We start from the raw sequence: 12,432 nt of genomic DNA, 5'->3' as shown, positions 1-12,432 counted from the left end.
TCAACCCGGATTTTGCTTGTCGCAAAATCCGGGTTGATGAGACATAGATAAAAGAAATTTAGTCTTACTGTTTGATGATTTTGTAAACGGATGACTCGGTACCGTTACTAATGCTCAAAAAGTAAATGCCATTGTCAAAATTACTAAAGTCAATATTCTGACGTTGATTCCCCTCCTCTAAATACGGTTGACTTTCGCTGATTGTCTGGCCTACCATATTGGTCACTGTAATGGTGTAGGTATCTGTATCTGGCGTAAAGAAATCTATATTTACCAGATCACTTGTTGGATTTGGGGCAATACTGATCATTTCTATTTTATCCGTTTTGCGCTGCAATAGAAGAATATCAGAGTATTCGGTATAACCGCCAAAATCAACAGATTTTAGCCGATAGTAAGCCACGGGAAGAGGATGCTCATCCTTTAGACTATAATTGATCGTCTCTGAGGAATTGCCCGCAGCAGTTACTTCGCCTACCATTTTCCAGCTATCTCTGCNGTTAATAGAGCGTTCAATTTGGTGCATTTCGGTATTTGCCTCGGAGGTGGTTTTCCAGCTTAGGAGGTTGTAATCGTTCCTGGTTTCGCCCTCAAATGAGGCGAGTTCTACGGGGAGGATAGCCATGGTATTGATTGTGAATTCATAGTTTCCGGTTGAGCCGCTATGCCCATCAACATAAATGTAATAATCGACAGGGGCAAAGTTAGCACTGGATTCCCAACAGAATATAGAGTTAAATCCTGCCCCACTGTCATCATCTCCTCCCACACAAGTAAGTCCTCCACAAGCGCCTTGATAAACAATAATCTCTGTATCAAAATTAGTACTTGCATTATCAGTAGAAACTATAATCGTTTCGCTGGAACCAGAGGTGTATTTAAACCAGACTCCTGCCGAAAAGTCGGTTGTGCCCTGGCCTGTACCACTACAGTTTTGGCCACCTCCGCCGTTTTGACAGGGTGTAAGTGCCTCTACGTTAGTAGCAGTTGTAGTACTTCCTGTAATTGTCTCTCCATCATTTACTAGTTCGGCGTTGATACATTCGTTGTTTGACGGAGTGGTGCATTCTACTTCCCAATTCCATTGAGAGGTACAACAACTTGACCCCGAGCCACAAGATACAGAACCATCAGAGCTCATCTTCATAAATAGATTCGGTCCAGTAGAAGTGACAGTAAGGCCTGATAAATTTCCGCCATTGTCTCCTGTGAATAAGACAGGACCAGTATTATCCGAACCGTCATAGATAGTGATGTCATCGTAAGTAGTTTCGATACCGCCCGTATTGAATGTTAACGTTAATGTTCTGGCATTATCTGAGGCAGTGTATCCCCAACTACTATTATCGTTATCGCCATAGCAATAAGTATCATTAGTGATGGAACCGCAGGTTACTGTTGTAGTACTACTAGCACAAAAGACGTCCCAGTCCCATTGAGAGGTGCAACATCCTGAGCCACTGACGCAGGATACAGAACCATCTGAGCTCATCTGCATGAAAATATCAGGTCCGGTAGAAGTTACGGTAAGGCCTGCCAAATTTCCACCATTATTTCCTGAATACAAGACTGCACCTGTATTGTCCGAACCATCATAAATGGTTACATTGTCACAACAGGATTCGATACCACCAGCATTAAAAGATAAAGTTAAGGTACGTGCGCCATCCGAGGCCGTGTATCCCCAGCTACTATTATCGTTATCGCCATAGCAATAAGTATCAGTTACCCCTCCGCTAGAGCAGTTTACATTTGTCGTAATCGCTACATAATTTACGGTTACCACCCACGTTCCGTCATCTACTTTCTGAACAGCTGTATTACACCCGGAAGTACCCTCCCAAGTACGATATGCCTGTAATTCAAATGTAAGATCTCCAGTTTGCAGGCCATTAGCAATATTTAGACCAGTACGGGAATAACTAAAGGTTCCTCCTAAACTTCCTGAACCAGACGCAAAAGTTGCTTCCGATGAGCTGGTCTCTTGGCAAGCTAACCTACTGCGTTGCTCTGACATCCAACCACCGCCTGTGGCAGTCATATCGTACGTAACGTCAACACCAGTAACGATCCACATACCAGCAGGTAGACTTACTACTAGTGGGGTAGCAGCCCCACTACAGGTGGCATCATAAGAAGAAAAAGTAGTTGGAATGTCTCCCGATGAATAGGTCGCGCTTACTGTTTGAGCTACAAGAAGATAAGCGGGGAGTAATTGTATAAACAAGAGTAAAATTCGCTTCATAAAATTGTTTTTTTTAACTGGGTAAATAGTAAATTTCCTTACTGTTGTTACAATAAGGAATAGCTTTAGCGCGGTAAGACAAGGTTGTCGTTAGGAAAATTACAAATGCTCGGCTCTAGTAAGGAGCACTAGTTTCAGTACAGCAAATTGTTTTTGAGATAAATAAACATAGCATAAATATTGAAATTGACAAAACTATATTGGTTATAATTTTGGCATAAATTAAATTCTGGTAATTTTCTTTTCAGCAACCTGACTTTTTGCAAAATTAGGTTTGCTAAAACCCCTAAATGGTGGTACTTTCATAAAAGTGAAATTGGCCTATTTTTGTCTTTACAATAAAACACAACTCTTATGAACCGAAAGAAACTAAACACCAATAAGAAATTGCCAACAGCATTAAGCGCTGAGGCACTGAAGCAAGTAAAAGGCGGTTACCGCGAAATGCCGGGTACTGTCAGAGGATCGCTTACCGTGCGTTGGGATGAGATCACTATTCGTATTCGTGATGATAAAGGCACTAAAGGACTTGTTTCAAGTGGGGTGAGTGCTACACGGCCATCTGTCACCGGTAGTGGTATGCAGGAAATTATGCCTTAGTATTGTACTTTAGTTTGTACGTATTTATTTTAGCTTGATTTGATCCGAATTGGATAGGTCAAGCTAAACTATTTTTAGCCCTGATGACTTCAGAAAAGGGGGTGCGAGTAGCTTTGCTTTTCAGCCAGCTTTCAAAATCAAAGAAGCGGAGGGTCGCTCGATCCCGAGCAGTGAGCTGCTGGGTTTCTAATTTTTTTAAATACTCCTTGAATACTTTTTGCTGTTCCCGGTAGGCGGGTAGCTGATTTGCTTGTTTTAAGCATTGGATGAACAGTTGTTCAAAAGCATTGTAGCGCCCTTTCTTTTGGAGGTTACGTTGTGTAGATCGTAATAAAGAGGTGAGTAGAATAGTATTCCCTACTTCAAAATGTACCACCAGGTTTAACAAGCGAGCAAGGTGCTGGAGGTCTTGCTGATCCACACTTCGGGGTAGGTTCAACCATTCATTAAGATAATTCAAAGCCTGGTCGTAATCTTCAACACCAAAGTAAATATAGAAGTACTGAAAGTAGAAGCTACGGTGTTCAAAGAGAGAGTTGTCTATCTTCTTAACATCCTGCAAATGGCGCTTTAATACCTTGAGGCCTTCCTCGAAACTGCCAGTATTGATACATAAGCCGAAGTAGTTGTTGTAATACTGTCGATGTATTTTGAGCTGATCATCAATGGTTTGGGGCTTTACTTTGCGAAGTTTTTCCAAAACATCCCTCATTTCCTGGTAAGCCCCCTCGTAGCCGCAACTGGCAGCCAAGTTGCTAAGCGCTGCAATGTACTGTGTACTGTCCTCTTTTAGTATCGAAGGCTCGCTTTCCATGAGTTCAATGAGTGCTTTGCAAGAGGTGTAAAATGCTTCCATCCTCCGGAATTGGTAGTGTAGGATAGAGTGGATACGGTAGAAGAGAATTTTGGCTCGAAAGGATAAGCATTGATCTTCGGAAATCAATAGTGGATGTTTGGCTAATGTTTCTACTTCATGTTTGCCTTCCTGCGAACGAACCGTGTTCTTTTGTACCATCAAATAAAGACGGTAGAACAATCCTTGGTAGATTTTAATATTGGCCATTTTAGCCAAACAAGATTGTTCTTCTTCCTGAAGCAGGGCAAGGTTGTTGTCTAGATAATCAACATCGACACTGGCGTAAGCCAACTGTTTTTCCCAATCCAAAACTTCCAATATCACACTAAAGCGTTCATACTTTTGTGCGATTTTTTTTGTACGCTTCAATAGGTATTTACAATCATCAAATAACCAGCGACGATGCAATGAGCGTATGCCCATCAGCAGGTGCTTGAGTTGATAATCAACCGATGTTTGTTCATCGTATTGTTGTAGACTTTTTAGGAGCAGATCGTAGAGGTAGGCTTTGAGCTCGGAGTATTTACGACTTTGGACGGGTGTTTTTCCATAAACTTCTTGCTGTAGCAGTACTTCGTTAAAGGTTTCCTGAGACTCAATGGCATTGAATAGCAGCCAGTATTTACTACCACTATCAGAACGGTTGGCCACTTTAAAGTAGCGCTTTTCGGGGCCTGATAACGATTTGATCAACGCAAATAAGCGCTTGGAGGGTGTTTTGGACATTTTTAGAAAGTCGGTTGAAAGCGGATGACATCGCCTTCAATTTAAGGAATATTGAAGTAAGAACCCAGACAAAGGTGTATTTGTTCAAAAAACAGAAACCTGACTTTTAGCTTGTTTTCGGTTTGTATTGCCCTTGTAATTGACCTAATATGCAGAAGAATTAATACTATTATTATGACTGCTATCTCCGGACAACAACCAACACTTACTAAGGCATCACGTACACTGCCGCTAACGATTAGTAACCCAAAAATAGCTTTGCCTATTACAGATGGATTGCGCTTTGAGCCCATCAAAAACATCTGTTATCTTGAAGCTGCGGGCAATTATACCTTTCTTCACTTTAAGGACGGAGAACGCCTACTCGTCTGTCGAACCTTGCAGGATATGCAGAATAGGCTTGCTGCCCCTTATCAGTTTATAAGGATACATCGTTCCTACCTTATCAATATTGATTATCTGGATCGTTATGTCCGTGGTAAAGGTGGCTATGTGATCTTGGAAGGCGGGGCCAGCCTTGCGGTATCTTCTACTCGTCGGCAGGATTTCCTCACTCGGTTAGAGCGGTATTTTCGGTAAGGAGAAATCAGATACGAAAAATACCCCCAAACCCCTATCTTCGCGGCATGCGTATTGCCGTAAATACCCGCTTGCTGTTAACTGGTCGCCTGGAAGGCATTGGGCGCTTCACACATGAAGTTGCCCGTCGCCTTGTTGAACGACATCCGCAACACGAATTTCTCTTTCTTTTTGATCGACCGTATGACGATGAATTCGTCTATGCAGATAATGTAAAACCACTAGTGCTACCTCCGCCAGCCCGGCGAGGATGGTTATGGCACTTGTGGTTTGAATGGGCCATTCCCGTGGTACTCAAGTGGTATAAAGCAGATGTTTTTCTGAGTATGGACGGCTATTGTTCCCTGCGTAGCAAGGTGCCCACTGTGATGGTAAGCCATGATATAGCTCATGTCCATTATCCGGAACAAATTCCAGCTTGGGCCCTTCGTTTTTACCATAAATACGTGCCGCTTTACCTAAAGCGTGCCGAAAAAGTGGTGACGGTCTCTGAATTCTGTCGACAGGACATTCATCAACAATACCAGATTCCACTGGGGAAAATTACCGTTGCCTGCAATGCGCCTTCTCCTTCTTTTCAGCCACTTCCAGTACTGGAAAAGGAAAAAATAAAACAAGCTTACGCACAGGGAGAGGATTATTTTTTCTACTTGGGAGCGCTTCACCCACGCAAGAATATTGTACGGCTCCTGGAAGCCTTTGCTTCGTTTAAACAACAAACATCTTCATCACTAAAACTCTTGATCGCGGGGCGGTTTGCTTGGCAAACGAGTGGAATTAAAGAAGCCTATGAAAACTCTCCGGTAAAAGAAGATATCCGTTTTTTGGGTTATGTCAGCGACGAAGAGTTACCGCGCTTGGTGGCTAGTGCGCTTGCTTTGACGTATGTTTCTCTTTTCGAAGGCTTCGGTGTGCCATTACTGGAAGCTATGCAGGCAGAGGTGCCGGTACTGACTTCATCTGTTTCTTCTTTGCCTGAAGTTGCGGGAGATGCTGCCCTTTTAGTTGACCCCACCGATATCTCAGCCATCGCTGTTGGGATGAAGCATTTGTACGACAGTGAAAACTTACGAAATGCTTTGGTTGAAAAAGGCACTCAAAGATTAGAGGAATACAGCTGGGAAAAGGCGGTGGCGGTGATAGAAGCTGCGTTAATGCTCTAAAGGCGGCCGTTTGAAACGTCAGACATTCATTAAATCTTGATAATCAATCTACTAGAGTACAATGTCCGACCTCGCCGAGGTCGCATATTCCTTACTGTATTCGCGATGATATGTGCATGTTTTTTGTGTAGGGAGATTAGCCCCACCAGAAGTAAAAAACAAACAAAAAGCCGCCCTGATTTCAAGCTTATCCACCGTTTGCCCCTCCCATTTTTACACTTTTTTACACTTTTTGCATTTTCGATAAACCTTTGACGACCCAAGGTCGGGCAAATTTGTAGTGCTTTTTATCCTGAACAAAAACACAAAGCACCATGCCCTTACGCAGTTATTCCCTTTTTCTTGGGCTATTTCTCTTCTTGGCGATCCGTGGTTTTGGCCAGTCGGTCAATGTGAGTCTTACCATTAGTCCTCCGTACCCTGTTTATCTGGAGGATTTGCTGGAGTTTCGTAGCCAAACGCTGGTGACGCTTACAAATACTTCGGCGACTACTGTGCAGGTTAAGCTATTAACAAGTATTGAAGAAGCTGGTGGAGAAATCAGCTTAGAAGTAAAAAACAGCTACCTGCCAGCCAGCCCGATTACGCTGATGCCTTTTCAGACTTTAAGTCTAAACGGCGCACAACTTCGCAACCTCAATCAGGGGGTCAATGAAAATGATGTCCAATACCAAGGTTTTGATCGAGAGCAGATCATCCAGAGTGGCGCGCTCCCCGAAGGCGTTTATACGATTTGCTTACGCGCAATGACCTACGAGGTCAACGGTGCGGCTTTGTCCAATGAATTCCAAGGGTGTACCAACCTTTTTATTACCCATTATGATCCCCCAATACTCCTTCACCCCCAAAATGAAGCAGCGGTCAACCCACAGCAGCCCCAGTTTTTGATATTCAACTGGACGCCTAGCGGGTTGCCACAGTATACCCGCTATCGTCTGGAATTGATAGACATGACGATGAATAATATTCCCAATCCTAATGATGCGTTTGAGTATCCGAGCATTGGCGTTTATTTTCAAAGGGACAACATCCTCTCCCCAAATTTAGTCTATGATGCAGGCTTACCGCCACTTATTGCTGGCCGAACTTACGCCGTGAGGGTTACAGCCTACGATCCTTCCCAGACGATTCAGTATCGCAACCAGGGCCATAGTCCTGTATCTGTTTTTCATTACGAAGCAGAAGATGGCGGGCTTGATAACAATGTGCCCGACGATGATGACGACATAGTAATCGTTAATCCACAACCCGATCCCAATCAAAGTTATCAGCCGCCTTGCTCGCCGGTAGATTGTAGCCCTGTGCTTCCTGTTGGCCCCGCGGTTAGTGGTGGTTTTGGTGTTGGTTCTACCCTCAGCCTTGGGTATTTTAATATGGAGCTAACCGAAGTAACTTGGGGCGGAAACAATATTACCGGCAAGGGGAAGATAGAAGTCCCGATGTTCAATACCTGGGTCAATGTTGACTTTGATAACCTTCAGGTCAATGCACAAGGGCAGGTTATCAATGGCCAGGCATTTGCCATCACCGATCCAGGAGCAACGGTTAACGAAGCCATGCGCAATACCAGTGGTCAACTTGCAGGCATCACTGCAACACAGGTGGAGCAAGTAAAGAATTACGTAGAACAAGGTCAGCGTTATACCGAGTTACTCAACCCTGACGGTGCAGCAAATCTCCCCTTCGCGCTCAAAACCGATGTGCAAGACCTGACCCAGTTGCTCAATATCACGGGCATGAGTTTTGGTCCTGATGGCGCTTTGCTCAATGCATTTCTACCTATAGAAATCCCCGAAGCGATCAACGAAATCTTGGCTTTTGGAAGTAAAGGCATTTGTTTTCACCCAACGGGGCTTTCCGCAGAAGGCTTACAAGAATTGACTATGCTGGGCACAGAAGTCGCGCTTCCATTTGGCCCCAATATTGATTTGGTGATAAAACCAGGGCAAGGCGAACAAACTACTCGCGTAAAGTGGGATTGCCAAGGCTATGAATCCCTTCAAGTAGCCGGAGCGTTTGTCTTTAATGGTAATATGCTCACTCCCGTGGAAGGTAATGACCCTGTAGCTGCCGATTTCTTCTTCCTCGCGAGTGTTTGGGGCGATTTTATTGGAGAACTGAGCATGCCCGCTTTTTATGTGAAAGGTCTCAAAGGCCTGGAAGTCAGCGAAGGTCAAGTGATGGTGGATTATTCGGACATTCGTGCAATTGACGGTATCCAGTACCCGGTAGGTTATCAGGGCAACCAAAGTGAAATATGGAAAGGTTTTTATTTTCCGCAGTTAGCACTTCAGCTCCCGACTTACTTACGTAAAAAGAACAATGATCGAATAACGATTAATGCCGAGGATCTACTCATTGATAAATTAGGCGTAAGTGGCGAGATATCTGCTGCACCCTTGCTAGCACTCAATCAGGGAAATCTCGGCGGTTGGCAATTTTCGATTGATCAGTTTCAATTGAAACTCGTGAATAACAGCTTGCAGGAGAGCATCTTCGATGGTGAAGTACGCCTGCCTATTAGCGATACTGGAATTGGCTACAGCTGCTCACTCAGCCAGACGGATCAGGATGTAGGGATGGAATTTACGATCAATCCCCTCGATGATATTTCTGTAGATATGTGGGCGGCTAACCTGACGTTGCTGCCTGGCTCCACGCTGTCGGTCACTGTTGAAGGTCAAGAGGTACTGACCGCTGCGGATATGAGTGGTTCACTAACCCTTGCTGGAGGCTTACCCGATCAGGAGGGCATGACGCTCGATTTTCCAGATATGGCATTTGAGCACCTTGTTGTTCGAAACAAAGCACCTTACCTGAGTTGTGAATTGTTCAGCCTGGCCAGTCCACAAAAGTCATTGAATGGTTTTGAAGTAAGTATTAATCCCGAAAATGAAGGAGAAGGCGTAGCGCTGGTCATCGACGATAGTAAAGCCAGTTTGCAGTTGGGTTTTAGTGTGAAACTCCATAATGCGACCAAATCCATTGAAGGCCTCACGCAGCTGAATATTTCTGGCTCACTGGTAGAGGAAGGCAACGTCCAGAGCTGGCAGTACGATGGTAGCCAACTGGAAAAAATTGTTGTAGATGCTGATCTTGGGTTCATGGATATGTACGGAGAAGTCAATTTTTACAATGGTAGTGACCCTACTTTTGGTAGAGGCTTTCGTGGTGATTTTTCAGCGACCGTCCAGCCTAGTGTGAGCATTGAGACCTTTACCGTGCAGTTTGGCAAAGTAGATGGCTACCGCTACTGGTTTGTGGATGCCAAGGCTATTATTCAACCAGGGATTGTAGTGGCGCCAGGTTTTGCCATCTATGGTTTTGGAGGCGGTGCTTATTACCACATGAAAGCTACAGGATTTCCTTCTGCGGAGAATATGAAAGGTAAGCCGGGAACTACCACTGCTGCCGGCCTCAACGAAGTGGGTGCAACCTCCTCCGGTGTTACTTACCTACCTGATGAAAATACGCTCTTTGGGTTGAAAGCTTCTGTGGTCATCGGTATTTCACCAGACCCCACGCCTTTCAATGCTGACATAGAGTTTAGTATGCAAATCAATAGCAATGGTGGCCTCGACTTTATCCGCCTGACAGGCGATGGCTATTTCATGACCGACATTATGGAACGCGACGACCCCAAGGTCATAGCGACCGTAGATATAATGTATACCCACCCGGATAAGACCTTTGAAGGCAACTTTGGGGTAGAATTCATGTACGGATCGGAAGAGAACCCGGTGCTGGTAGGCGAGGGGAACATTTATACGAAATTTGCCCCCGGTGTTTGGAAAATCCTGGCAGGTACGCCTAATGATCGTATGAACATGAAGATTTTCTCTGCTTACGAAGTAGGCACCTACATTATGATGGGGAACCAAATTCCTCCACCACCTGATTTACCACCTGGTTTTCAAAACAAAGAAGGACTAGAGAATTTCTCCCTGGTACGTAACCTCAGTGGAGATAAGGTATACGAAGGGCTGGCTTTTGGCCAACAAATCAATTTTGCTGCGAATGATTTGAAGTTCTTGATTTTCTATGCAGATATGGACTTGACAGTGGGCTACGATGTGGCTTTACTTAAAAACGCGATTAGCTGTCAAGGTATGGATGAGGTAGGCTTCAATGACTATTATGCTATTGGTAAAGCCTACGCAGGTTTTGATTTTACTTGCGGTATTGATATTGATACCTGGTTTTTGGAAACAAAAATAGAAGTGTTCTCCGCATATCTTTATGCTGCGGTTGAAGTTGGCTTGCCCAACCCCACCTGGGTGAAAGGTGCTGCAACGGGTGGCTACAGTGTGCTGAACGGAAAACTGGAAGGTAACTTTAACTTCAAGTTTGAGGCCGGACAGGTTTGTACACCTTCTTCCGGAGGAGCTTTCCAAGGATTGGAGATTATTGCGGACATGGCACCTAAAGGCAGCGGCGAAGATGTGTTTGTCACTCCTCAGATAGCTTTCAATTTACCTATTGGTAAAAATATATTACTGCAGGAAGATCCTGAAGATCCCAATAGTACGCACCATGAGTTTCGGTTTTTCGTCGATGATGTAAAGCTGGAACGAGTTGCCAAATGGCAAAATGGTCAGTGGGTAAACCTGGCTCAACCGGAAACGGTAGCAGGGAGTTTCTTCCTGAAGCAAACCCAATTGGCCCAGTTTCGCCCAGATGAGGCGCTGAAAGGCTATAGCAAATACCGCCTGACTGCCAAAGTATGGGGTGAGCACCGCAAGTTTAGCGTAGCAGAAATGCCTTGGAAAACCATCACGGTAGCTGAAAATGATCCTGCTACGGCTTACGAAATAAAATCACAGGAATTCACGACTGGCGCACGTCCCCAAGTGTTGACGAACAGCAATATCCTTGATACTTATCCTCGTCGCCACCAGCGGTATTTCTACAAAGGCGATGGAGCAAATGGGGTGATCCGCTTTAAGAGCTGGCCGAGTTATCTTTTTGCTACCCAGCCGAGTGATGCTGAAAATTATCAGTACCGATTTGTGGTTCGTTTCCATCAGATTAAGAATGGTGCGACGGTGGTAGGAGAGGTTCCTTTGCAGCTTGATCCTTCTAAGAAGCAAGTCACGTTCGAGATGCCTGGCCTTGAGCACGAGACCATCTATATGGTGCAGTTGTTGGCATTACTAGAAAAGAAACCTGGTGCATGGTTAGCCAATAACGAGGCTGCTTTGACCACCGAAACCCAGACCACCGATTTTGGGCAGGGCAACACTGCAAACGTCCAATATACTCGAATCAATAGTTCGGCCATTGGTGAAAACGAACACGAGTTGTACGCCCTATACTTTCGGACCAGTAAGTACTCGCATATTCTTACCAAATGGAACAATTACACCAACCAGGCTACTCAGGTCGCTGCTGGTAATGGAAGCATGAAGCGAAGAATTACAGCCACTTATACAGGTGACGAAGCCTGGGATTTTTATGACCTAAATCCAAGTGCTAATGCCTACGGCGCTGTAGCTCCATTGCTAGGTATTGGCCTTACCCGCATACACATCAATGGCGGTACTGGAAATGGAGTTCGCTGGCCGATTCACCACTATTATAAAACACCACTGCAAGAACTGATGGCCACGAATTTGGGGAGTTCGATTACCGCATCTCCTTACACTCGGAATGTACCTGGTGCCGGAGAGTATCCGCTAAATAGTAGCTGGCTGCACGGCAAGCCCATCTCAAATGGCATGGACTTGTATGCTATCGGCATCCGCTACACGGGCAACGGCCAAGACAATAAATTGACCAATAACGAAATCGTAAGCGCCTATAACCAAGGCGGCGGTGGCGTAAATATTCAAAACCTCCAAGTCAATAATGGCGGCGGTGGTGGAAATCTCCTGAATATGAATACGCTGCAACTGGCAATACCAGTAGTTCACAAAATGAACATTCTCTACGATCACGCGCACCATAGCTATTATGCCAAAGAGCAACTGAAGCAGATGATTACTCAAGGCGGCCTTACACCCAATTGGGGCGATGCTGGACAGTATACTCCTTGGAAGTTTTTTGTAGACCATGGCTTCAATCAGCAGTTTATCCCCAAGGTCGGACAAGAGAAATTGTATTACCGGGTTATTCGCAGTTTGCCAGCAGGCGTACAGCACAAGAGTGGCTTACAGAGCAAAGAAACCTACATCACTTATTAATCGGTGTTAAGCTAGTGCCTTGAGTACGAACCGTAGCTTGGGCTTCAGCCCGAGCGTGAAAATTACGCTCGGGCTGAAGCC

At 44.9% G+C, this 12,432-nt stretch carries 6 protein-coding genes; 4 read left to right on the top strand and 2 right to left on the bottom strand.

The features are described from left to right. Positions 1-64 precede the first annotated feature (64 nt). Positions 65-310, bottom strand: coding sequence for a T9SS type A sorting domain-containing protein (locus A3EU_RS35490; protein WP_425412675.1), 246 nt, complete (start codon positions 308-310; stop codon positions 65-67). A 2,289-nt stretch (positions 311-2,599) separates the two neighbouring features. On the opposite strand from A3EU_RS35490, the gene A3EU_RS0110255 reads away from it, so the two are divergent. Then, positions 2,600-2,845 (top strand): hypothetical protein, encoded by a 246-nt coding sequence (locus tag A3EU_RS0110255; RefSeq protein ID WP_020536069.1) that lies wholly within the window; start codon positions 2,600-2,602, stop codon positions 2,843-2,845. Positions 2,846-2,903: 58 nt separating this feature from the next. Here the strand turns inward: A3EU_RS0110255 and A3EU_RS0110250 are convergent, their stop codons facing one another. Then, positions 2,904-4,427, bottom strand: coding sequence for a hypothetical protein (locus A3EU_RS0110250; protein ID WP_044085677.1), 1,524 nt, complete (start codon positions 4,425-4,427; stop codon positions 2,904-2,906). A gap of 174 nt (positions 4,428-4,601) precedes the next feature. On the opposite strand from A3EU_RS0110250, the gene A3EU_RS0110245 reads away from it, so the two are divergent. The 3 genes from A3EU_RS0110245 to A3EU_RS0110230 all read left to right on the top strand — a co-directional run bounded on the left by A3EU_RS0110245 (position 4,602) and on the right by A3EU_RS0110230 (position 12,351). Further along, positions 4,602-5,006 carry a LytR/AlgR family response regulator transcription factor gene (locus A3EU_RS0110245; RefSeq protein ID WP_052331294.1) on the top strand — a complete coding sequence of 135 codons (405 nt, stop codon included), beginning with the start codon at positions 4,602-4,604 and terminating at the stop codon, positions 5,004-5,006. Between the two features lie 47 nt (positions 5,007-5,053). Next, the gene (locus tag A3EU_RS0110240; RefSeq protein ID WP_020536066.1) at positions 5,054-6,169 is read left to right on the top strand and encodes a glycosyltransferase family 4 protein; all 1,116 of its coding nucleotides are present in this window, start codon (positions 5,054-5,056) and stop codon (positions 6,167-6,169) included. Between the two features lie 314 nt (positions 6,170-6,483). Further along, complete coding sequence (locus tag A3EU_RS0110230; RefSeq protein WP_020536064.1) at positions 6,484-12,351, top strand: hypothetical protein; 5,868 nt, start codon at positions 6,484-6,486, stop codon at positions 12,349-12,351. Positions 12,352-12,432: the final 81 nt, after the last annotated feature.

It is taken from the genome of Lewinella cohaerens DSM 23179 (assembly GCF_000379805.1).
Taxonomy (GTDB): domain Bacteria; phylum Bacteroidota; class Bacteroidia; order Chitinophagales; family Saprospiraceae; genus Lewinella; species Lewinella cohaerens.
The sequence above is the reverse complement of the archived record's forward strand: the minus strand, read 5'-3'. Positions and strand labels throughout refer to the sequence as shown.

What these genes read in the sequence shown, in the direction of transcription:
- A3EU_RS35490 (WP_425412675.1), bottom strand. Translation starts at nt 310, where the DNA reads ATGATCAGTATTGCCCCAAATCCAACAAGTGATCTGGTAAATATAGAT.
- A3EU_RS0110255 (WP_020536069.1), top strand. Translation starts at nt 2,600, where the DNA reads ATGAACCGAAAGAAACTAAACACCAATAAGAAATTGCCAACAGCATTA.
- A3EU_RS0110250 (WP_044085677.1), bottom strand. Translation starts at nt 4,427, where the DNA reads ATGTCCAAAACACCCTCCAAGCGCTTATTTGCGTTGATCAAATCGTTA.
- A3EU_RS0110245 (WP_052331294.1), top strand. Translation starts at nt 4,602, where the DNA reads ATGACTGCTATCTCCGGACAACAACCAACACTTACTAAGGCATCACGT.
- A3EU_RS0110240 (WP_020536066.1), top strand. Translation starts at nt 5,054, where the DNA reads ATGCGTATTGCCGTAAATACCCGCTTGCTGTTAACTGGTCGCCTGGAA.
- A3EU_RS0110230 (WP_020536064.1), top strand. Translation starts at nt 6,484, where the DNA reads ATGCCCTTACGCAGTTATTCCCTTTTTCTTGGGCTATTTCTCTTCTTG.